The sequence below is a fragment of the Streptomyces sp. DSM 40750 genome (assembly GCF_024612035.1).
Lineage (GTDB): Bacteria > Actinomycetota > Actinomycetes > Streptomycetales > Streptomycetaceae > Streptomyces.
This window is the reverse complement of record NZ_CP102513.1, coordinates 7,800,489-7,823,069: the sequence shown is the minus strand read 5'-3', so window position 1 is coordinate 7,823,069 and position 22,581 is coordinate 7,800,489. Positions and strand designations below refer to the sequence as shown.

The 22,581-nt window shown below is 70.0% G+C and carries 13 protein-coding genes and 4 pseudogenes; 13 read left to right on the top strand and 4 right to left on the bottom strand.

The window, feature by feature from the left end:
• Positions 1-28 precede the first annotated feature (28 nt).
• Positions 29-1,255, bottom strand: coding sequence for a L,D-transpeptidase (locus tag JIX55_RS34910; protein ID WP_257567215.1), 1,227 nt, complete (start codon positions 1,253-1,255; stop codon positions 29-31).
• A gap of 227 nt (positions 1,256-1,482) precedes the next feature.
• Between JIX55_RS34910 and glgX the strand changes: the two genes are divergently transcribed.
• Entirely contained in the window at positions 1,483-3,738 is a 2,256-nt protein-coding gene (gene glgX, locus JIX55_RS34905; RefSeq protein ID WP_257567214.1) for a glycogen debranching protein GlgX, read from the top strand.
• Between the two features lie 91 nt (positions 3,739-3,829).
• Here the strand turns inward: glgX and JIX55_RS34900 are convergent.
• Positions 3,830-4,026: pseudogene (locus JIX55_RS34900) on the bottom strand (ABC transporter ATP-binding protein); the annotation flags it as partial.
• Between the two features lie 149 nt (positions 4,027-4,175).
• Between JIX55_RS34900 and tnpA the strand changes: the two are divergent.
• Positions 4,176-4,526: pseudogene (gene tnpA, locus JIX55_RS34895) on the top strand (IS200/IS605 family transposase); the annotation flags it as partial.
• The gene (locus tag JIX55_RS34890) at positions 4,523-5,731 is read left to right on the top strand and encodes an RNA-guided endonuclease InsQ/TnpB family protein (protein ID WP_257567212.1); all 1,209 of its coding nucleotides are present in this window, start codon (positions 4,523-4,525) and stop codon (positions 5,729-5,731) included. The pseudogene tnpA and the gene JIX55_RS34890, both read left to right, overlap by 4 nt.
• Before the next feature lie 27 nt (positions 5,732-5,758).
• Here the strand turns inward: JIX55_RS34890 and JIX55_RS34885 are convergent.
• Positions 5,759-6,349: pseudogene (locus JIX55_RS34885) on the bottom strand (ABC transporter ATP-binding protein); the annotation flags it as partial.
• A 192-nt stretch (positions 6,350-6,541) separates the two neighbouring features.
• Here JIX55_RS34885 and JIX55_RS34880 point away from each other — a divergent pair.
• The 10 genes and pseudogenes from JIX55_RS34880 to JIX55_RS34835 all read left to right on the top strand — a co-directional run bounded on the left by JIX55_RS34880 (position 6,542) and on the right by JIX55_RS34835 (position 21,590).
• On the top strand, positions 6,542-8,497 hold the full coding sequence (locus JIX55_RS34880; protein ID WP_257567211.1) for an ABC transporter ATP-binding protein: 1,956 nt from the start codon (positions 6,542-6,544) through the stop codon (positions 8,495-8,497).
• On the top strand, positions 8,494-10,395 hold the full coding sequence (locus JIX55_RS34875; RefSeq protein WP_257567210.1) for an ABC transporter ATP-binding protein: 1,902 nt from the start codon (positions 8,494-8,496) through the stop codon (positions 10,393-10,395). The genes JIX55_RS34880 and JIX55_RS34875 overlap by 4 nt, the downstream gene beginning before the upstream one ends.
• A 143-nt stretch (positions 10,396-10,538) precedes the next feature.
• Positions 10,539-12,320, top strand: coding sequence for an ABC transporter ATP-binding protein (locus JIX55_RS34870; protein WP_257567209.1), 1,782 nt, complete (start codon positions 10,539-10,541; stop codon positions 12,318-12,320).
• Complete coding sequence (locus tag JIX55_RS34865) at positions 12,317-14,089, top strand: ABC transporter ATP-binding protein (protein WP_257567208.1); 1,773 nt, start codon at positions 12,317-12,319, stop codon at positions 14,087-14,089. Before JIX55_RS34870 ends, JIX55_RS34865 begins: the two co-directional genes overlap by 4 nt.
• Before the next feature lie 274 nt (positions 14,090-14,363).
• On the top strand, positions 14,364-16,448 hold the full coding sequence (locus JIX55_RS34860; RefSeq protein WP_257567207.1) for a M4 family metallopeptidase: 2,085 nt from the start codon (positions 14,364-14,366) through the stop codon (positions 16,446-16,448).
• Between the two features lie 233 nt (positions 16,449-16,681).
• A complete protein-coding gene (locus JIX55_RS34855) occupies positions 16,682-18,346 on the top strand; it encodes a M4 family metallopeptidase (RefSeq protein WP_257567206.1) in 1,665 nt (554 codons plus the stop codon).
• Between the two features lie 68 nt (positions 18,347-18,414).
• Positions 18,415-18,948 (top strand): DUF1990 family protein, encoded by a 534-nt coding sequence (locus tag JIX55_RS34850; protein WP_257567205.1) that lies wholly within the window; start codon positions 18,415-18,417, stop codon positions 18,946-18,948.
• Positions 18,949-19,031: 83 nt separating this feature from the next.
• Positions 19,032-20,404, top strand: a pseudogene (locus JIX55_RS34845) (AAA family ATPase).
• Between the two features lie 80 nt (positions 20,405-20,484).
• Entirely contained in the window at positions 20,485-21,348 is an 864-nt protein-coding gene (locus tag JIX55_RS34840; protein ID WP_257567204.1) for a helix-turn-helix domain-containing protein, read from the top strand.
• A complete protein-coding gene (locus JIX55_RS34835) occupies positions 21,345-21,590 on the top strand; it encodes a DUF397 domain-containing protein (protein WP_257567203.1) in 246 nt (81 codons plus the stop codon). Before JIX55_RS34840 ends, JIX55_RS34835 begins: the two co-directional genes overlap by 4 nt.
• 228 nt (positions 21,591-21,818) lie before the next feature.
• Here JIX55_RS34835 and JIX55_RS34830 read toward each other — a convergent pair whose 3' ends face one another.
• Positions 21,819-22,151, bottom strand: coding sequence for an ankyrin repeat domain-containing protein (locus JIX55_RS34830; RefSeq protein ID WP_257567202.1), 333 nt, complete (start codon positions 22,149-22,151; stop codon positions 21,819-21,821).
• Positions 22,152-22,581 lie beyond the last annotated feature (430 nt).

Below are 22,581 nucleotides of genomic sequence, written 5' to 3'. Positions count from 1 at the left end.
CCCCCGGCGCGGGTGCGCGCCTGTCGGTCTACTTCGCCGCGGCACCCGCTTTCCATTCCTTCCAGCCCATGTTCCATCCTCCGAGCCCGTTGTCGGGAGCGACCTTCTTGTCGTTGCTGTTGATCACCTCGACGACGTCCCCGATGAGGCTGCGGTCGAAGAACCAGCCCGCGGGGGTGCTCGAACTGCCGCCCTTCACATCGCTCAGGCCCACGCAGCCATGGCTGACATTGGTCCTGCCGAAGGCGTCAGGGGCCCAGTAGTTGCCGTGCAGGAAGGTGCCGGAGGTGGTGAGCCGCATGGCGTGCGGGACGTCCGGGATGTCGTACTCACCCTTGCCGTTCGCCTTCTTGAAGCCGACGGTGGCGCCGTTCATCCGGGTCACCTCCAGCATCTCGGTGACGACCATCTTCCCGTTGTACGTGGTGGTTTTGGGCGCCCCGGCCGTGATGGGCAGGGTGGCGAGGACGCCGTCGCCGCGCTCGACGCGCATGGTGTGCCTGGCGGCGTCGACGAGGCTGACCTGGTGGCGGCCGACGGTGAAGGAGAAGGTCTTGTGCTGCTGGCCGTAGACGCCGGGCGGGCCCTCGACGTCCCGCAGCCGGAGGCCGACGGTGACCTTCGTACCGGGCTTCCAGTAGTGCTCGGGCCGGAAGTCCAGGCGGTCCTTGCCGAACCAGTGCGGGCGGACCTCGACGGGCGGTTCGGCGGTCACGTCGATGGCGCGTTCGACGGCCGCGCGGTTTTCGATCTCGCGGTTGAACTCCAGGGAGACGATCATTCCGGTGCCGACGGTGGCCCGGTTCTCCGGGGTGACGTACGCGATGAAGCGCTCGTCGGGGACGTAGGTCGTGAAGGTGACATGCCGTGCCGAGCGGCGGCCGTGGCCGTCGAGGGCGACCGCGTCGACGGTGTACCTGGCGGCCAGCGCGAGCTTCTGTGAGCCGGTGGGGCGCCAGATCAGCCCATCGGCGGACAGCCGCCCCGGTACGGGTGACTCCTGCGCGTCCTGGGACTTCACCACCTTCACGGACTCCAGGCGCCCGCTGGGCACCCGTACTTCGAAGCGCTGCTCCGGGCGCACGCCCTTGCTGCCGTCCTCCGGTGAGACCCGGATCGTGTCGTCGGGCGCCTTTTCGCTGGTCAGGGGCGATCCGGCGGTGCATCCGGCGGCCCCGGCCAGCAGGCCGGCCCAGATGAGTGCGGCGGCCAGGGCGGCCCCGGCGCGGCGCGCGTGCGTCTGTGCGTGGTTCACGTGCGGCCCAACGACGGCGCACGCCCCCGGGAAACGTGAGTGCGAGGCGTGCTCTGGGCAGAACCCTTGGGAGGACGACGCGACGGGGAGCGAGGGCCTGTCCGTCGGATCGGACCGGCTTCGGGCGAAAGCGCCTGACGGCCCACACCCGATCCGACAGACAGGCCCTGGGACGGGACACCTGGCTCCCCTTTCTTGTCGCCCCACCGAGCCGCGGGAGGCCTGAGGTGTCGAGCGCAGCCGAGCAGGAGGAAGTGCAGGGGACGCGTGGGGTGCCGGCCGCGCGTCCGGCCACCGTGCTGAACGGCAGTCGGCAGGGCGAGGCCGCGCCGGAGCCGAGGCCCGTGTGGCCGGGGGCGTCGACGCCGCTCGGCGCGCGGTTCCGGGTGGGCCCGGACGGTGTCGCGGGCACCAACTTCGCGCTGTGGGCGGGCGGGGCGGAGGCCGTGGAGCTGTGCCTCTTCTCCGAGACGGGCGAGGAGACCCGGCTCCGGCTCGGCGAGCTGACCCATGAGATCTGGCACGGCTTCGTGCCCGGCGTCCTCCCCGGCCAGCGGTACGGCTACCGCGTGCACGGCCGCTGGGACCCCTGGACCGGTGCCCGCTGGAACCCGGCGAAGCTCCTCCTCGACCCGTACGCCCGTGCCGTGGACGGCGAGTTCAGCCTGCCGCCGGAGGTGTACGCGCACGTCCGCGACTGGCCCGAGCAGCATGTCGCCGACACCGTGCGCGACGAACGGGACTCGGCGCCGCACGTCCCGAAGGGGGTCGTCGTCCACGATGACGACGACTGGGCCGACGACCGCCGCCCGAAGACGCCGTGGGCCGACTCGGTCATCTACGAACTGCACGTACGCGGCTTCACCATGACCCACCCGGGCATCCCCGAGGAGCTGCGCGGCACGTACGCCGGTCTCGCGCACCCCGCCGCGATCGAGCACCTGGTGAAGCTGGGTGTGACGGCGGTGGAGCTGCTGCCCGTGCACCAGTTCGCCCATGAGGACCATCTGCTGCGCCGGGGCATGCGGAACTACTGGGGCTACAACTCGATCGGCTACTTCGCCCCGCACGCGGCGTACGCGTCGTCGGGCACGGCCGGGCAGCAGGTCGGGGAGTTCAAGCGGATGGTGCGGGCGCTGCACGCCGCCGGCATCGAGGTCGTCCTCGACGTGGTCTACAACCACACGGCCGAGGCGGACGAACGCGGCCCGAGCCTGTCGCTGCGCGGCATCGACAACCGGGGCTACTACCGCCTCCAGAGCGACGCCCGCCGGTACGCGGACTACTCGGGCTGCGGGAACACCCTGCACGTGGTCCAGCCCCACGTGCTGCGCCTGATCACCGACTCGCTGCGGTACTGGGTGACGGAGATGGGCGTGGACGGCTTCCGCTTCGACCTCGCCGCCGCGCTCGCCCGCTCGATGCACGACGTCGACATGCTGTCCCCGTTCCTCGCCGTCATCGCCCAGGACCCCGTCCTGCGGCGGGTGAAGCTGATCGCCGAACCGTGGGACGTGGGCTCGGGCGGCTACCAGGTGGGCGCCTTCCCGCCCCTGTGGACGGAGTGGAACGACCGCTACCGGGGCGCCGTCCGGGACTTCTGGCGGGGCGCGCTGCCGGACGTACGGGACCTGGGATACCGGCTGTCGGGGTCGAGCGACCTGTACGCGTGGGGCGGGCGACGGCCGTACGCGTCGGTCAACTTCATCACCGCGCACGACGGTTTCACCCTGCGGGACCTCGTGTCGTACGAGCGCAAGCACAACGAGGCCAACGGGGAGGGGAACCGGGACGGCTCGGACGACAACCGGTCCTGGAACTGCGGCGCCGAGGGCGAGACGGACGACGAGCGCGTACGGGCGCTGCGGCGGCGCCAGCTGCGGAACCTGCTGACGACGCTGCTGCTGTCCACGGGCGTGCCGATGCTGGTCTCCGGTGACGAACTGGGCCGCACCCAAGGGGGCAACAACAACGCGTACTGCCAGGACAACGAGATCAGCTGGGTGGACTGGGGCCTGCTGGAGGACCCCGGCTGGAAAGCGCTGTTCGACCTGACGGCCCGTCTGATCGCGCTGCGCCACTCGCATCCCGTGTTGCGCCGCCGGGCCTTCTTCTCGGGCCGGGCCCACTCGGCGGACGGACTCCGGGACCTGGCCTGGTTCACGGCCCGCGGCACGGAGATGACCGAGCGGGACTGGTACGCGCCGGCCGCGACGCTGGGCATGTATCTGTCGGGGCGGGACATCCCGGGGCGCGACTCCCGGGGCGCCCCCATCCTCGACGACAGCTTCCTCACGGTCCTCCACGCCGGCGACCGCGAGGTGGACTTCGTCCTGCCGGGGACGCCCTGGGCGGAACGGTACGAGGTGGTCGTCGACACGTCGCGGGAGGAGCAGGGGGAAGGGCCGGGGGTGATGCATCGGGCGGGGGCGACCATCACGGTTCCGGCTCGCACTGTGTTGTTGCTGCGGGTCGTGGGGTGACGGCATACCGGGCCAGCTCTCCTACCAGTCGCGGGAGTTCGCGCCGTCGGACGGGTCGAAGGACTGGTGGAGGCCCACCACGGCGGTGATTGGCGTCACTGACCAGGAGTTGGCGGGCGGAGATGTGCGTGCGGGCGAAGAGGGTGAGCACGGCGTTTGCGATCTCGTCGGTGCCCGGAGAGGGAGATACGGCCGTCCCTGTACCCGATCGCCGTGAGCGCAGGCAGCGCGTTCAGGTCATGGTCGTCCAGCGGGGGCGGAGGGCGTGAAGCTGACGAAGGTGGCGCCTCATATCTCCTTCGAGGAGACCGCCGACTCAGGCCGGTGGGGGAACCGCAGGCCCCTTGGGGGCGGCGGGGAGCAGCCGGGGCGGCCACCTCACACGTATGGGTGAGGTTCAGGATCCAGAGGGTTCATCTACAGGTGGCGTTTGTATGTACCGCCGTCCGGTCCTCGGCGGCCGGGTGGCGGCACGCCTTGAGGAACTGATCCGGCAGAAGGCTGATGAACGGGGGTGGGAGATCGTGGCGCTCGACGTGATGCCCGACCACGTCCACCTGTTCGTCAAGCATGACGCGAAGTCACCGGCCTCGTACATCGCGAACCAGTTCAAAGGCTTCACGTCCCGCGTGCTGCGTGAGGAGTTCCCGCATCTGAGGTCGAAGCTTCCGACGCTGTGGTCGTCGTCGTACTTCGCGGCCTCCGTCGGCGCGGTGAGCGCCGGGACGGTGCAGCAGTACATCGACACCCAGTGGGAACGCCCCTGGAAGAAGGAGGGGCAGGCGTGATCCGCGCGTACAAGTTCCTCCTGCGCCCCACGGCGCGTCAGACGGCCGCGCTGGGCGACATGCTGCGGGACCACTGCTCGCTGTACAACGGCGCGCTTCAGGAACGCCGGGACGCCTACCGGCACAGCTCGAAGTCGACCGTCCGCTACGGCGACCAGTCCGCCCAGCTCAAGGACATCCGGGCGTTCGACGCGGAGCGCCAGGGGCGTTGGTCGTTCTCCTCCCAGCAGGCCACGCTGCGCCGCTTGGACAAGGCCTTCCAAGCGTTCTTCCGCCGCGTGAAGAACGGCGAGACTCCGGGCTACCCCAGGTTCAAGGGCGTCGGGCACTTCGACACCGTCGTCTTCCCCAAGGACGGTGACGGCTGCCGCTGGGACTCGACCCCACACGACCCGCAGACCCGCGTCCGCCTCCAGGGCGTTGGGCACATCCGCGTGCACCAGCACCGGCCCATCAAGGGCCGGGTGAGGACGATCGCGGCCAAGCGCGAGGGGAACCGCTGGTACGTGGTCCTCTCCTGCGACGACGTGCCCTCCGAGCCCCTCCCTCCGACAGGGGCGGTGGTCGGCATCGACCTGGGCGTCACGCACTTTTTGACCACCTCGGACGGCCAACACGTCGCCAACCCGCGCTTCCTCGACGCGATGGCCGCCGAGCTGGCAGAAGCACAGCGGCACCTCGCCACGTTTCCCAAGCGGACCAGGCAGCGCACCAAACGCCACCGCGCCGCGGCCCGGAAAGTCGCCAAGCTGCACACGAAGATCCGCAAGCAGCGCGCCGACTTCCATCACAAGACCGCCCGCGCCCTGGTACGCGACCACGACGCGGTCGCGCACGAGCGTCTGAACACGGCGGGCATGACCCGCACACCCAAGCCCAAGCCCGACCACGCAGACAGGGGCGCCTTCCTTCCGAACGGCGCCGCCGCCAAGGCCGGGCTCAACCGCAGCATTCTCGACGCGGGTTGGACGCAGTTCCTCCAGATCCTGGCGAACAAGGCTGAGAGCGCCGGTCGCCTCGTGGTTCCGGTGGACGCGCGCAACACCTCCCGCACGTGCCTCGCATGCGGGCACGCCGCGAAGGAGAACCGCGCCACCCAAGCGAAGTTCGCATGTGTCAGATGTGGGTTCACCGCGAACGCGGATCACGTCGGCGCAACGAACGTCCTGAACAGGGCCGGGCTGGTCCTCTGCTATGTGGCCTAACCACCGACACAGGAAGCCCGCGCGGTGACGCGCGGGCGGAGTCACGAAGTGGGGGACGAGGAGGACGGTCACACCGCCCGCGCGGATGTCCTCGATCAGCTCCCAGGTGTCCCGGCGGGCGCGCGGATCCAGGCCGGTGGTCAGCTCGTCCAGCACGACGATCCGGGGGTTGCCGACCAGGGCGAGCGCGATGAACAGGCGCTGCTTCTGGCCGCCGGACAGCTTGGCGAACCGGGTGGTGAGCTTGGCGGTCAGGCCGAGGCGTTCCGTGAGGGGCCGCCAGTCGAGCGGGCTCGGGTAGAAGGCGGCGTACAGCTCCAGCGCCTCGCGGACGGTGAGCTTGGCTTGCAGCTCGCTCTCCTGGAGCTGCGCGCCGAGCACCCGGCGGGTGGCCTCGTGCTCGGCGACGGGGTCGAGGCCGGTGACGCGGACGCGGCCCGCGTCGGGCACCCGCAGGCCCTCGACGCATTCGACGGTGGTGGTCTTGCCGGCGCCGTTCGGGCCGAGGATCCCGAAGATCTCGCCCTCCTCGACGGTGAAGGAGACACCGTCGACGACGTTCCGGCCGCCGTAGGACTTGCGCAGGTCGGTGACCTCGATGACGGATGTGGACGACATGGGTGGCATACGTCGAGAATCCCGGCGGAGCACGCGTGAACACATCGGCCATCGCGCTCGAACGGGCATCAACCGATCGGCTGATGTCCTGGTACGACCCCGCGCCCGCGCAGGTCGTAGGACCGACGACCGAGCACGGTCCGGCCAAAACTCGGTGGGCGTTGTCAGTGGCGGTCCGTAGGCTCGCTGCTGATGCCCACGACACGTGCAACCGCCGAGGAACCCGAAGAGACCCAGGAACCCGAGCAGGCCGCGGAGCGGGAGCCGGCCCCGGCGCGGGAGCAGGCCGAGGGGCGGTCCGCCGTGCGCTCGCTGCTGCGGCTGTGGCCGTACGTCCGGCCCGTGCGGGCGCGGCTGTCCGTCGCCGCGTTCGTCGCGATAATCGCCTCCTGCGTGGGCCTTTTCATCCCCCTCGTCCTGAAGTGGATGGTGGACGGGCCGGTCGCCGACCGGGACCCGGCGGGTGTCTGGCTCGGCGCGCTCTACCTGCTGCTGCTCGGCCTCACCGAGGCACTGCTGTTCGGGTTGCGGCGGTGGCTCGTGGCGCGGCCCCTCGCCGGCGTCGAGGCGTCGATGCGCGCGGACCTGTACCGGCATCTGCAACGCCTGCCGGTCGCCTTCCACGACCGCTGGGCCTCCGGACAGCTGCTCTCGCGCGGCACGACCGACCTGATGCTGCTGAGGATGTTCCTGGCCTTCCCGCTGACGTTCCTGCTCGTCAACGCGGTGACCATCGTCGTCGGCGTCATCATCATGCTGATCCAGGACTGGACCCTCGGGCTCGTCATCCTGGGGCCCGCCGTCCCCGTGATCGTCACCTGCGTCGTCTTCGAGAAGAAGTACGCCACCGTCGCGCGCCTCGCCCAGGACCAGGTCGGCGACCTGACGACGGTCGTCGAGGAGAGCGTCCTCGGCATCCGCATCATCAAGGGGTTCGGGCGGCACCGGAGCCAGGCGCGGGCGTTCCGGGAGCTGTCGCGGACGCTGCGGGGGACGGAGCTGCGCAAGGCCCGTCTGCTGTCGGCGATCTGGGGCATCATCGTCACGCTTCCCGAACTGGCCATCGGGGCGGCCCTCGTCCTCGGCGTGGTCCAGGTCGCGGACGGGGTGCTGTCGGCGGGCACGCTGGTCGCCTTCCTGTCCACGGCACTCGCACTGCGGTGGCCCGTGGACTCGATCGGCTTCCTGCTGGCGATGAGCCAGGAGGCGGCGACGGCGACGGAGCGGTATTTCGAGGTGATGGACGAGAAGCCGGAGTCATCAACTGTCGTAGCTGCGGGCAGTCGTGCCGCTGGGGCGATGGGGGTCCCCCCGCTCGAGCGAAGCCGAGAGTGGGGGAGGGTGGGCGCAGCGGCACCTCACAGCGAGCAGCGCCCCCTCCGCGACAGCAGCACCGGCCAAATGGGCGGCCTGCGGTTCCACGACGTCACGTTCCGCTACCCCGACGCCGCCCCCGACACCGCCCCCACCCTCGACCACGTCGACCTGCATATCCACCCAGGCGAATCCATGGCCCTGGTCGGCGCCACCGGCTCCGGCAAGACCACCCTCACCGCCCTCGTCCCCCGCCTCCACGAAGTGACGTCCGGCCGCATCACGCTGGACGGTCAGGACATCACCGAGATGCCCCGGGAATCGCTGCGCGCCCTGGTGTCCGTGGCCTTCGAGGAACCCACCCTCTTCTCCGCGACCGTGGGCGAGAACGTCCTCATGGGCGCCCACCCCGACGCGGGCGAGCCCGAGCTGAACCGCGCCCTGGCCATCGCGCAGGCGGAGTTCACCCACGCGCTCCCCCAGGGCACCGCCACCCAGGTCGGCGAGCAGGGCCTCAGCCTCTCCGGCGGCCAGCGGCAGCGCCTCGCGCTGGCGCGGGCGGTGGTCGGCCGCCCCCGCTTCCTGGTGCTGGACGACCCGCTGTCCGCGCTGGACGTGCACACGGAGGCCGCGGTGGAGGCCGCGCTGCGCCGCGTGCTCGCGGAGACGACCGCGCTGATCGTGGCGCACCGCCCGTCGACGGTGCTGCTCGCCGACCGGGTGGCCCTGCTCTCCGGCGGCCGTATCGCCGCGGTGGGCACCCACCACGAACTGCTGCGCACGAACGCGGAGTACGCCCATCTGATGTCCGGGACCGAGGAGGACGAGCGATGACGGCGCCCATGACCGCCGCGCCGAACAAGGATCCGAACGAGGAGCCGGACAAGCGGCTGGGCAAAGGGCCGGGCGGCGGGCAGCCCGGCCCGGGACAGGCTCCCGTCGGCGACGCGTTCGACCACGACGACCTCCCCACTCCCCCGGGCGCCACCCTCGCGCTGCTGCGCTCCCTGCTCGCGCCGATGAGGGCCCGGGTGATCATGGCGAGCGTGCTGCTCCTGCTCCAGCAGGCGGCGGTGCAGGCGGGCCCACTGCTGGTGGCGTACGCCATCGACAGCGCGGTACCGGCGTTCCGGGACGACCGGAACGGGCCGCTGATCGCGGTGGCGGTCGGCTATCTGGCGTGCGCGCTGGCGGCCGGCGGGCTGCAGTACGCGTTCATCGGGGCGTCCGCGCGGGTGAACCAGGACGTGCTGCTGGATCTGCGCGGCCGGATCTTCCGGCACGCGCAGGTGCTGAGCATCGACTTCCACGAGCGGTACACCTCGGGCCGGCTCATCTCCCGTTCCACCACGGATGTCGAGTCGCTGCGCGAGCTGCTCAACGAGGGCCTGCAGGAACTCATCGGCGTGATCCTCGCCTTCGTCTACATCTCGGCGATGCTGCTCTGGCTGGATCTGGGTCTGGGCGCGGCGGCGCTGGCGTCGTTCGTGCCGCTGTACGGGTTCGTGCGGATGTACCAGCGGCGCGCGGCGAGCGTCTACACGGCCCGGTCCAGCGCGATCGCCGCGGTGATCGTGAAGTTCGCGGAGACGATGAACGGCATCCGCCCGGTGCGGGCGTTCCGCCGGGAGGCCTCGAACGACACGGAGTTCCGTGCCCTGAACCGGCACCACGAGCGCACCAACGGCGACGCGATCCTGGAGATGGCCCGCTATGTCGTCTGCTCCCGGGTGACCGCCAACGTCACGGTGGCGGCGATCGTGCTGTGGGGCGCGTACCGGGTGGCGTCGGAGTCGCTCGCGCTGGGTGTGCTGGCGGCGGCGGTGCTGTATCTGCGGCGGCTGTACGACCCGATCGACCGGCTCGGCATGTTCCTCAACTCGTACCAGTCGGCGGCGGCCTCGCTGCAGAAGATCGCGGGCCTGCTGGCCCAGACCCCGTCGGTCCCGGAGCCCGCCGAGCCGAAGGAGCTGCCGGCCGCGCCCTCCGAACGCCCGGGCCGCGAGGTCGTGTTCGAGGACGTACGGTTCGCGTACCGTACCGGCGGCGAGGTCCTGCCCCGCTTCGACCTCACGCTCGCCGCGGGCAGCACGGTGGCGGTGGTCGGCTCCACCGGCGCCGGCAAGTCGACCCTCGCCAAGCTGGTGGCCCGCTTCTACGACCCCTCGTCCGGCCGTGTCCTCCTCGACGGCGTCGACCTGCGCGACCTCGCGGTGCCCGAGCTGCGACGCGGGGTGATCATGGTGACCCAGGAGTCGTTCCTCTTCTCCGGCACGGTCGCCGAGAACATCGCCGTAGGCCGCCCGGACGCCACCCGCGAGGACATCGAACAGGCCGCCAAGGCCCTAGGCGCCCACGACTTCATCAGCGCCCTGCCCGACGGCTACGACACCGACGTACGCAAGCGCGGCGGCCGTATCTCCGCAGGCCAGCGCCAACTGGTGGCGTTCGCGAGGGCGTTGCTCGCCGACCCGGCCGTCCTCATCCTCGACGAGGCGACCAGTTCCCTCGACGTTCCCGGCGAACGGGCCGTCCAGCGCGCGATGTCCACGGTCCTGCGCGGCCGCACGGCCGTCGTCATCGCCCATCGCCTCTCCACGGTCGAGATCGCCGACCGGGTCCTGGTGATGGAACACGGCCGGATCGTGGAGGACGGCACCCCGGCGGACCTGATCGAGGGAACGGGCCGCTTCGCGGACCTGCACCGGGCGTGGCGGGACAGCTTGGCGTAACGCTCGGCGCCTCATGAAGGGCGAAGCCCTTTCTTTTGAAGCCCGTTCTTCTAAGGGGCGCGGGGAACTGCGCGACCAGCCAGACACAGCCCGCAGCCGAAGAACGCACCAACCAGCCATGTCACCAAAGGAATCGGGGGCCGATGATCAACGCGTACGAGGACCCCGGCACACCCGACTGCCGCGGCGGCGCCCGGTACCTGTGGTGGCTGGTCAAGCAGCAGGCGGGCCGCTCCGCACTCGGCTCCCTGATCTCCTGCGTATGGATGGTGCTGCTGGCGGCCACGCCGTATCTGCTCTCCCGGGCGATCGACGAGGGACTCGAACCCGGCGACTATCCGGCCCTGGCCGGATGGACGGCCGTACTCTTCGGCGTCGGCGCCTTCAACGCCTGGCTGAGCATCATGCGGCACCGCACGATGACCCGCGTACGGATGGACGCCAACTTCCGCACGGTGAAGGTCGTGATGGCGCACGCGGTCCGGCTGGGGGCGGCGCTGCCACGTCGCGTCGGCGCCGGGGAGGTCGTCACGATCGGCGTGGGCGACGTCAACACGATCTCCTCCTCCCTGACGGTCATCGGCCCGGGGGTCGGCGCGATCGCCGCGTACCTGGTGGTCACCGGGTTACTGGTGCCGGTCTCGCTCCCCATCGCGGCGGTCGTGCTGCTGGGGATGCCGCTGATGGCCGTACTCGTGGGGCCGTTGCTGCGGCGGCTGCAGGGCACGGAGACGGAGTACCGCGAGCGGCAGGGCGTGCTGACGGCCCGGATCGCGGACCTCGCGGGCGGGCTGCGCGTCCTCAACGGGCTCGGCGGCAAGGGTCTGGTCGCCGACGCGTTCCACCGGGACTCGCAGCGGCTGCGGGCGCAGGGGTACCGGGTCGGGGCGGTGACCAGCTGGATGCAGGCGCTCGGGCTGGGGCTGCCGATGCTGTTCCTCGCGGTGGTGACCTGGCTGGCGGCCCGGCTCGCCGCGCAAGGGGCCATCACCGTGGGCGAGTTGGTGTCGGTGTACGGGTACGTCACCGTGCTGGTGCGGCCGGTGTCGTACTTCGTCGCCTGGGGATACGAGCTCAGCCGTGGGATCGTGGCCGCGCGGCGCGTCATCCGGTTCCTGACCCTGGAGCCGCTGCCGGACCACGGCACCCAGGACGCGCCCGCCGAACCCTCGATGCTGCACGACCCCGAGTCGGGCGTACGGGTGCCGCCCGGGCGGCTGATCGCGCTGGCCGCCGAACGGCCCGCCGAGGCCACGGCCGTGATGGACCGGCTCGGCCGATACGCGCCGACGGCGGCGACCTGGGGCGGAACGCCGCTCGACGCGATCCCGCTGGCGCAGGTCCGCGCACGGATCCTGGTCGCCGACCACGAGGCCGACCTGTTCGCGGGACGGCTGCGCGACCTGCTCGGCGGACATGGCGACGTCGACGACGCCACGGCCGCGCGGGCGCTGCGCGCGGCCGTGGCCGAGGACATCGTCCAGGGCCTGGCCGATGGCCTCGACTCGGCGATCGACGCCCAGGGCCGCAACCTCTCCGGCGGCCAGCGGCAACGCGTACGCCTGGCCCGTGCCTTGGTCGCCGACCCCGAGATCCTGCTCGCCGTCGAGCCCACCTCGGCGCTCGACGCCCACACCGAGGCACTGGTCGCCCAGCGGCTGCGGGCCGCCCGCGAGGGCCGTACGACCGTCGTCACCACCACCTCGCCCCTCGTCCTCGACCACGCGGACACGGTCCTCCACCTGGTCGACGGCAAGGTCGCGGCCACCGGCAGCCACCGCGAGCTGCTGGCCACCGCACCGGGATACCGGGCGCTGGTGGCGCGGGACGCGGGCGAGGAAGAGGAAGCGGAAGAGGACCGGAACGAGACCGAGGCCAAGACCGAGACCGCAACCGCGACCGCGACCGAGGAGGTCGTACGGTGACCACGAAACCCGCCACTCCTTCCTCGGGTCGGCTGCCCATCGCCGAGGCTGCCGCCGTGCGGCGGGCCACCGTACGGCTGGTGCGAGCCGACGGGCGGGCGTTCCTGGCCGTGCTGGGGCTGAACGCGGCCGCGGCCGCGATGGGGCTGGCCGGGCCGTGGCTGCTGGGGCGGATCATCGACGAGGTGCGCGGCAAGAGCGGCGTAGGGGCGGTGGACCGGCTGGCGGCGACGCTCCTGCTGTGCGCGGTGGCGCAGTTGCTGCTGGCGCGCTGGGCCCGGTATGTGGGGCACCGGTTCGGGGAGCGGACGCTGGCGCGGGTGCGCGAGGAGTTCGTGGACCGGACGCTGGCGCTGCCCGCGTCGGTCGTGGAGCGGGCCGGGACCGGTGATCTGACGGCGCGCGGCACGGCCGATGTGGACGCCGTCGGCAAGACGCTGCGCGATGTCGGCCCCGAGCTGCTCATCAGCTCGGTGCAGGCGTTGTTCCTGATCGGCGCGGTGTTCGCGCTGGATCCGCTGCTCGGCGTGTGCGCGGTGTCGGGCCTGTCCGGTATCTGGGTCGTGCTGCGCTGGTATCTGCGCCGGGCGCGCACCGGGTATCTCGCGGAGGGCGCGGCCAATTCCGAGGTCGCGGAGATCGTCGCGGCGACCGCGTCCGGCGCCCGTACGGTCGAGGCGCTCCGGTTGGAGCGGCGGCGGATCACGGCGAGCCGGGACGCGCTGGAGACGTCCCGTCGGCGGCGGTTCCACACGCTGTTCCTGCGTACGGTGTTCTTCCCGAGCGTGGAGGTCTCGTACTTCCTGCCCCAGGTGCTCGTCCTGCTGCTCGGCGGGGTGCTGCTCGCGCGCGGCTCGGTCAGTCTGGGCGCGGTGGTGTCGGCGGCCCTGTATCTGCAACAGCTCAGCGGCCCGCTCGACGAGATCCTGATGCGGGTCGAACTGCTGCAGAGCAGCGGCGCCTCGTTCGCCCGGGTCGAGGGTCTGGCCGGGGCCCCGCGCGCGGACTCCGCCGACACCCCGGAACCGGCGGACGACCGCATCGACGTGACGGGTGTCCGTTACGCCTACGACCGGGGCGGCGAGGTGCTGCGCGGCGTCGACCTGACGGTCCGCCCCGGCGAACGGCTGGCCGTGGTCGGCCCGTCCGGCGCCGGCAAGACCACCCTCAGCCGTCTCCTGGCCGGCATCGACGCGCCCACCTCCGGCACGGTGACGGTCGGAGGCGTCCCCGTCGTCAGCCTCGGCCCCGAGCGCCTGCGCCGCCAGGTCGTCCTCGTCACCCAGGAGCACCACGTCTTCCTGGGCACGGTCCGCGACAACCTCCTGATCGCCGAACCCGCCGCGAGCGACGGGGAGTTGTGGGCCGCGCTGACGGCCGTGGGCGCGGACACCTGGGTACGCGACCTGCCGGACGGCCTCGACACCCGTCTGGGCGAGGGCGGTCGCCGTACGGACGGCTCCCAGGCCCAGCAACTGGCCCTCGCCCGCGTGGTCCTGGCCGACCCCCACACCCTCATCCTCGACGAGGCCACCGCCCTCCTCGACCCCACCACCGCCCGTCACACCGAACGCGCCCTCGCCGCCGTCCTCCAGGGCCGCACCGTCATCGCCATCGCCCACCGCCTCCACACCGCCCACGACGCGGACCGCGTCGCCGTCATGGAGGACGGCCGCCTCACGGAACTCGGCACGCACGAGGAGCTGGTGGCGGCGGAGGGGGCGTACGCGGCGCTGTGGCGGAGGTGGCACGGGGAGGGGGTGGCTTGACGGCCGGCGCACGCCCGGATCCAAACGGTCCGCATATCGAACATGACCAACCGGGCAACGGACCTTTTCCGGCCAAATCCTTGACGCGCTCCTGACAGGACGCACAGTCTCCTGCCACTCTGCCCACAACCGCGTCACAGCAAGCTCACACGTACGTCCGCCGTGGCGCGAAGCACCCCCCACGCATGTGGTTTTCGCGTTCGCCAGTTCACACCTTGTTCTGCCCGGGCGGCCACCAGCCGTCCGGTCTCCCCTGGCCGTGCGCACCACGGCCATGCAGAAGGAGTCAGTGTTGAGACGCCAGTCCCACAGACGCACCTCCCACACCGGTAACACCTTCGGCCACAGCACCCGGCGGCGCGCCGCCGCCGGCGCGCTCGTCGCCGTCACCGCCCTGCTCGCCGCGGCCGTCCAGTCGGGCGCCGCCACCGCCGCCCCGGAGAAGGCACCGTCGGCTGCGGACAAGGCGACCCCGGGCGCGGCCTCCGTGAAGCTCACCCCCGCCCAGCGGGCCGAGCTGATACGCGAGGCCAACGCCACGAAGGCGGAGACGGCCGAGGAGCTGAACCTCGGCGCGAAGGAGAAGCTCGTCGTCCGTGACGTGGTCAAGGACCGCGACGGCACCGTGCACACCCGGTACGAGCGGACGTACGACGGGCTCCCGGTCCTCGGCGGCGACCTGGTCGTCGAGACGTCGAAGGCGGGAGAGACCGAGGGAGTCGTCAAGGCCAGCAAGGCGACGATCAAGGTCCCGTCGCTGACGCCGGCCGTCACCGCCTCGAAGGCCGAGAAGCAGGCGCTCGGCGCCGCGAAGGCGGAGGACGCCAAGAGCCCCGAGGTCAACCGCGCGCCGCGCAAGGTCGTCTGGGCCGCGAGCGGCAAGCCGGTCCTCGCCTACGAGACGGTCGTCGGCGGCTTCCAGCACGACGGCACCCCGCAGGAACTGCACGTCATCACCGACGCCACCACGGGCGCGAAGCTGTACGAGTGGGAGGCGATCGAGACCGGCACCGGCAACACGGTGTACAGCGGCCAGGTGACCCTCGGCACCACGCAGTCCGGTTCGACGTACAACCTCACCGACGGCGCGCGCGGCAACCACAAGACGTACAACCTGAACCGCGGCACCTCCGGCACCGGCACGCTGTTCTCCGGCCCCGACGACGTGTGGGGCAACGGCACTCCGTCGAACCTGGAGTCGGCCGCCGCCGACGCCCACTACGGCGCGGCACTGACCTGGGACTACTACAAGAACGTGCACGGCCGCAGCGGCATCCGCGGTGACGGCGTCGGCGCCTACTCACGGGTGCACTACGGCAACAACTACGTCAACGCGTTCTGGCAGGACTCCTGCTTCTGCATGACGTACGGCGACGGCTCGGGCAACGCCAACCCGCTGACGTCGATCGACGTGGCCGCGCACGAGATGACCCACGGGCTCACCTCCAACACGGCCGGCCTCAACTACAGCGGAGAGTCCGGCGGCCTGAACGAGGCCACCTCGGACATCTTCGGCTCCACGGTCGAGTTCTACGCGGCGAACTCCTCCGACGTCGGTGACTACCTCATCGGCGAGGAGATCAACATCAACGGCGACGGCACGCCGCTGCGTTACATGGACCAGCCGAGCAGGGACGGCTCGTCGAGGGACGCCTGGTACTCGGGCATCGGCTCGATCGACGTGCACTACTCGTCGGGCCCCGCGAACCACTTCTTCTACCTCCTCTCCGAGGGCAGCGGCGCCAAGACCATCAACGGCGTCAGCTACAACTCGCCCACCTCGGACGGCCTGGCGGTGACCGGCATCGGCCGCGCCAAGGCGGAGCAGATCTGGTTCCGGGCACTGACCACGAAGTTCACGTCCACGACCAACTACGCGGCCGCCCGCACCGGCACCCTCGCGGCCGCCGGTGAGCTGTACGGCACGACGTCCGCCGAGTACACGGCGGTGCAGCACGCGTGGGCGGGCGTGAACGTGGGCGCGCGGCCCGGCGGTGGCGGGGGCGGCGGCACGTCGTTCGAGAACACGGCCGACGTATCGATTCCGGACAACGGCGCGGCGGTCACCTCGTCGATCACCGTCTCCGGCCGGACCGGCAACGCGCCCTCGAACCTCGCGGTCGCCGTGGACGTCGTCCACACCTACATCGGTGACCTCCAGGTCCAGCTGGTCGCCCCCGACGGCACGGCGTACACGCTGAAGGCGTACGGCACCGGCGGGAGCACGGACAACATCAACACCACCTACACGGTGAACGCCTCCTCCGAAGTCGCCAACGGGGTCTGGCAGTTGAGGGTCCAGGACAACGCGGCGCAGGACACGGGCCGCATCAACAGCTGGAAGCTGACGTTCCCGTAGGTCGCCGCTCACGCAGCCTCTTCTCAGCACGGCGCCGCCCCGGTGGGTCAGTTCCCGCCGGGGCGGCGCCCGTGTTCACGTTCCCGAAACGTTCACCGGACAGTCGGCTTTCGGCCAACATCATCATCCCCTCCTGACATGAACACGCCCCGGGTGTCACTCTTCCTCCACCCGCCGCACCAGCACCAGCACCAGCACCAGCACCAGAGCACTCCCCCACATAAGGAGCTTGTGTGACTCCCCTCTACGCGCGTCACAAGCGCACCACCCTGGCCATCGCGACCGCCGTCGCCGCCGGCGCGCTGCTGACCACCGGGCTGACCTCCGGCGCCACCGCCCAGCCCGCGCCCGTCGCGGACAAGGCCCAGCCGGCCGGTGCCCCGGTCCTGCTGACCCCCGCCGCGCGCACCGCCCTGATCAAGAAGGCGGACGCCGCCACGGCCGAGACCGCCGACGAGATAGGCCTGGGCGCCAAGGAGGAGCTGGTCGTCCGCGACGTCCTCAAGGACGCCGACGGCACGGTCCACACGCGCTACGAGCGCACCTACGGCGGCCTCCCGGTCCTCGGCGGCGACCTGGTCGTCCACGAGTCGAAGGCCGGTGACATCAAGAGCATCTCCAAGGCCACCAACGCCTCCGTCAAGGTCTCCGACCTCACCGCGGACGTCACCAAGGCCACCGCCGAGAAGCAGGCGCTGAAGGCCGCCAAGGCCGAGGGCTCCACCAAGACCGAGGCCGACAAGGCCCCGCGCAAGGTCGTCTGGGCCGCGAACGGCAAGCCCGCCCTCGCCTACGAGACGGTCGTCGGCGGCTTCCAGCACGACGGCACCCCGCAGGAGCTCCACGTCATCACCGACGCGGAGACCGGCAAGAAGCTGTACGAGTTCGAGGCCATCCAGACCGGTACCGGCAACAGCCAGTACAACGGCACGGTCACCATCGGCACGACCCTGTCGGGCTCGACGTACAACCTGACCGACGCCTCGCGCGGCAGCCACAAGACGTACAACAAGGCCCGCGCCACGTCGTCCTCGGCCGGCACGCTCTTCACCGACGCGAACGACATCTGGGGCACCACCGGCAGCGCGACCAGCTCCTCGACCGACCAGAACGCGGCGGTGGACGCCCACTACGGCGCCCAGGTCACCTGGGACTTCTACAAGAACGTCCTCGGCCGCAACGGCATCAAGAACAACGGCGTCGCCGCGTACTCCCGCGTCCACTACGGCAACGCGTACGTCAACGCCTTCTGGTCCGACACCTGCTTCTGCATGACGTACGGCGACGGCGAGGGCAACGTCAAGCCGCTCACCTCCCTGGACGTGGCCGGCCACGAGATGACCCACGGCCTGACCTCCAACACGGCCGGTCTCAACTACTCCGGCGAGTCCGGCGGCCTGAACGAGGCCACCTCGGACATCCTCGGCACGGCGGTCGAGTTCTACGCGGCCAACTCCAAGGACCCGGGCGACTACCTCATCGGCGAGAAGGTCGACATCCGCGGCAACGGCACCCCGCTGCGCTACATGGACCAGCCGAGCAAGGACGGCAACTCGGCCAACGCCTGGTCGTCGTCGCTGGGCAGCCTGGACGTCCACTACTCCTCGGGCCCGGCGAACCACTTCTTCTACCTGCTGAGCGAGGGCAGCGGCAGCAAGACGATCAACGGGGTGTCGTACAACTCCCCGACGTCGAACGGCGCCACGATCGCGGGCATCGGCCGCGACAAGGCCGTCCAGATCTGGTACAAGGCGCTGACCACGTACATGACGTCCACCACGAACTACAAGGGCGCCCGCACGGCGACCCTGAACGCGGCGTCCTCCCTCTACGGCTCCAGCAGCACGGAGTACGCGGCGGTGAACGCGGCGTGGGCGGCGGTCAACGTGACCGCGTGACGCACATCTGAGTCAGGGGCGGTACCCGGAGAGAAGGCGACTCCGGGTGCCGCCCTACTCTTTGGCTCATGTCCCACACCGATGGCCCCCTCCCCGAGGGCCCCTTCACGTACGACGCGGTCGGCGCGACCCGCAAGGGCCACTGCCCACCCGGCTTCAGCCCTCTCCACGTCCGCACCCGCATCGGCGAGGGCACGGACGTCTTCGAGCGCGCCGCCAACGCGGTCCTCACCTGGGAGATGCACCGCGCGATGGGCGTCGGCATCCAGACGGAGGCGGCCGAGGCCGCCCCCGGCGTCGACGTCACGGTCACCCTGGGCGGCGTCATCAAGGCCCCCTGCCGCGTGGTGTGGACGGTGGACGAGCCCCGCCGCAAGGGCTGGGCCTATGGCACCCTCCCCGGTCACCCGGAGTGCGGCGAGGAGGCTTTCGTGGTGGACCGCACGGGAGACGGCACGGTCTGGCTGACGGTCACGGCCTTCAGCCGCGGGGCGAAGTGGTACGCACGGGCGGGCGGCGCCGCGACGAGGGGCTTGCAGCACGCGTACGCGCGGCGGTGCGGGGTGGTGTTGCGGCGGCTGGCGGGTGACCCGAAGGAGTGAGCCGGGCCGGAGCCGCACCGCGCCGCAGGTCACCTGGATAGGCATGGGGGACGATCCCTGTCCCCGCCCACGCGGAGTGCCCCATGTCCACACGCCACCGGCGAGGGCACCTGCCCGGCGCCCCCATGGGCCGAGAACGCGAGTGGACAGCACTCACCGGCGTCCTCACCGATCCCTCCCCGGGATTGCGGCTCGGGACCGTCTCCGGACCGCGCCGCATCGGGAAGTCGTACGTACTCCGCACGCTGTGCGAGGCCGTGGGCGGGCTGTACTTCACGGCGATCAGCGACGAGGGCCGCCCATGCGCCCTGCGCCGGTTCGCTGAAGCGATCGCGGCGCACGCAAGAGTGGCCCCCGAGACCCTGCGCCTCCGTGACTGGCGCGAAGCACTCACCCACGCCCTCGACGTCACGTCCCGCCGCTCACCGCATCCCCTTCTCGTCCTCGACGACTTCCCCCATCTGCTCGCCCACTCACCTGAACTCCACGAGCTGATCCAGGAGTTGCACAGCGAGCCTCAGCACGGCGGGGACCAGGGCGCCCGGCTCATTCTGAGTGGCTCGACGAGAACCGGCATGCACAGGTTGCTCCCTGGTACGAAGCCCCTACGCGGAAGCGCGGTCATCGATCTACGCCTGGGCGCCTTCGACTACCGAACGAGCCGCGACTTCTGGCAACTGGAGGACCCGCGCACGGCCCTCCATGTCCACTCGGTCCTCGGAGGCACCGCTGGCTACCGGCCCATCACCGGCCGCACCAGCCCGAACGACGGCTTCGACACCTGGGTCACGGAGACGCTCCTGAACCCGGGCAGGGCGATGTACTCCCGTACGGAGACCGAGTTCCTCCCGCTCGAAGTCCTGGAATCAACCGGCTACATCCAGCGCGAACAGGACCTCCTCCGCCCCCGCCACCCGATGATTACCCTCACCGACCCGGTGATCCGTTTGAACCAGCTCATCACCCTCCCCCAGACAGCAGCGGTGGAGCAGGGCTTCGCCAAGGAGGTCTGGAAGGCCTCCAGCCCTACGTTCAACTCCAAGATCCTGGGCCCCCACTTCGAGGCTCTGGCCCGAGCCTGGACCCGCCAGCACGCCCACGCGGTCCTCCCGGACGGCCTCCCGGGCCCAGTCGGCACAACAGAAGTCCCCGACCCGGCGGCCCGCCCCAAACACGAGGTCGACGTCATCGCCCTGCCCTGGGCGAACGCCCCCAGTCGCCACGCACCCGCATCGCACTACTCGGCGAAGCAAAGGCGACAGCGGCCCGACGAGGGATGGGCAGCCTTCAGCGGCTGGAGAGGATCCGGGAGTTGCTCGCCGAGCAGGGGTACGACACCAGCCAAGTCACTCTGGCGCTCTTCTCCCCGTACGGCTTCCACGCCGACGTGACGGAACTCGCGAAGCGGCGCCGCGACGTGCTGTTGGTGGACTTGGAGACGCTGTACGGCCTGTAAGGCCGAGTCGTGACGCAACGCAATCACTGGACGTTTCCCCTTCAGGTTCAGGTCACTCGGCACGAGGTGGGGGCGGGCACATGACGGACGAGCGGGACCGGAAGCCGGAGACGCCGGCGGAGGCCGACGGAACGACAGGTCTGTTCAGCGCGATCGGCAAGATGCTCAAGCTCCTACGGGAGCGAGCAGGGCTCACCCAGAAGGAACTCGGCGAGGCGGTCGGCTACGGCCCCGACGCCATCTCGGCCATGGAACGCGGCGTACGGGTGGCCCGCCCCGAGATCCTGGAGAAGGCGGACGAACTCCTCAATGCCGGGGGCTTGTTGAAAGCGATGATCCCCGAGATCAAGGAGGGTATGAGGAAGGCACGGACGAGGCATCCGGAGTGGTATCGGGGCTACGCCACCCTGGAGGCGCAGGCCGTCTCGCTGTACGACTACAGCACGATGGGCGTACTCGGACTCCTCCAGACCGAGGACTACGCACGAGCCGTGTTCACCCAGCGCTTCCCACCGCTGAGCGAGGACACCATCGAGAGGCGGGTCGCGGACCGCCTCTCCCGCCAGCAGATCTTCGAGCAGTGGCCTCCGCCAGAGTGCAGCTTCGTCATGGAGCAGTCAGTGCTTGAGCGGCCCATCGGTGGACCCGAGGTGCACGCGGGGCAACTGCGACAGCTGCTGCGCATTGGCGGCATGCGCAGCGTTCAGCTTCAGGTCATTCCGACGAGCCGCCATGAGCACCCGTCTCTGGACAGCTCCTTCACCTTGCTGACTCCCAAAGGGCAGGAGCAGGTTGCGTATATGGAAACCCAGGGGTATCCCCGCCTGGTCACCGACCGAGAAGAGGTACGCATCCTCGCCGCCCGCTATGGAATCATCCGAGCGCAGGCGCTCAACCCGCACGAGTCCCTGGACCTGATCGAGAAGATACTGGAAGGGCGATGAACATGGAGCAGCTGAGCTGGTTCAAGTCGAGCTACAGCAGCGGCGAGGGCGGCCAGTGCCTCGAAGCCGCCTATACCTGGCACAAGTCGTCACACAGCGACGGTGAAGGCGGCCAATGCGTAGAGATAGCCTCCTGCCCCCGCACCATCCACATCCGCGACTCCAAGAACCCCACCGGCCCCCGTCTCGTCCTCTCCCCAGTCGCCTGGTCGGTGTTCCTGACAGGCCAACTACTGGCTTGACACCCTACGGCCGTACCTATTCCGTCGGCTTCAGGAAGGAGATGGACACGAAGGTTATACGGTCGGCTGTCTTTCAAGCCAGGGCCACGATCACCGAGGGCAAGGTCGCCGGATACATCACCAAGGACGCCCAAGCCGACACCGGCACCCTCGAACACCACCTGATAGAGATCACCGAACTCTGGACGGAATCCTTACCCGACCACACCGCCCGCGTGATCCACGGTTTCAAGCCGAGCGAGAGAAGCGCAGCAACAACCTTTCGGCCATCGCATGCTGATAGTCGTCCGCGAATTCCAGTGGAGATTTCCCCCGACCGCCCTCAATTCGAGGGTCCGCACCGTAAGCAAGAAGTATCGCCACCAGAGTCACCCCCATTTCGCGGCCAGCCTGAATCGCCGTGTCAGCCTCATAATCAACTGCGTGAGCCAACAGGGCCATTCCACAGCAGATCTCGTCGGGGTCCACCCCCGAGTCCAGCAGTCTAGCCAACTCGTCAGACTCGCCATTCTCAACAGCTTGATGAGCCGGAGTCCACAGGTTCTGCACCTCTTCAAACATGCTGCCGATTATAATGCTGAAAACACGAATTCGTCACGTTGAAGTACCTCGCAGATCATTCCGGAATTCGCCAGCCACGCCGCTCGCTCGCCAAAACGGCCACGTCAGCAATTCCAAATCTGAAGAGTTGCCCCATTTTCGGCGTCCACTGCCACATGGACCACAGGAGGAGCCGAATCACCCATAGGACTAGCCCAGGATTCACGCCGCCTTCAACCACAAGATTACCTTTGTCGAGCTGAAGGCATACGCCCTGAACGGGGTGACCCATCGACTCCAAAAATTCCACCTGGAAGCCAGACAGTGCCGCATCGACAGGGACTCCATACGCCATGTGAACCAGTACGTCATTACACCTAATAGGCCGCCCACGCGATTCCTTAAATCGCTCAGCCAGCGCAGGCGAGGTGCCGGGCTCACTCATGGGGTG

Bases quoted from the DNA above. Each gene is read 5' to 3' on its own strand.
- JIX55_RS34880 (WP_257567211.1), top strand. From the start codon at position 6,542: ATGCCCACGACACGTGCAACCGCCGAGGAACCCGAAGAGACCCAGGAA.
- JIX55_RS34875 (WP_257567210.1), top strand. From the start codon at position 8,494: ATGACGGCGCCCATGACCGCCGCGCCGAACAAGGATCCGAACGAGGAG.
- JIX55_RS34870 (WP_257567209.1), top strand. From the start codon at position 10,539: ATGATCAACGCGTACGAGGACCCCGGCACACCCGACTGCCGCGGCGGC.
- JIX55_RS34860 (WP_257567207.1), top strand. From the start codon at position 14,364: ATGCAGAAGGAGTCAGTGTTGAGACGCCAGTCCCACAGACGCACCTCC.
- JIX55_RS34850 (WP_257567205.1), top strand. From the start codon at position 18,415: ATGTCCCACACCGATGGCCCCCTCCCCGAGGGCCCCTTCACGTACGAC.
- JIX55_RS34840 (WP_257567204.1), top strand. From the start codon at position 20,485: ATGACGGACGAGCGGGACCGGAAGCCGGAGACGCCGGCGGAGGCCGAC.
- JIX55_RS34835 (WP_257567203.1), top strand. From the start codon at position 21,345: ATGAACATGGAGCAGCTGAGCTGGTTCAAGTCGAGCTACAGCAGCGGC.
- JIX55_RS34830 (WP_257567202.1), bottom strand. From the start codon at position 22,151: ATGTTTGAAGAGGTGCAGAACCTGTGGACTCCGGCTCATCAAGCTGTT.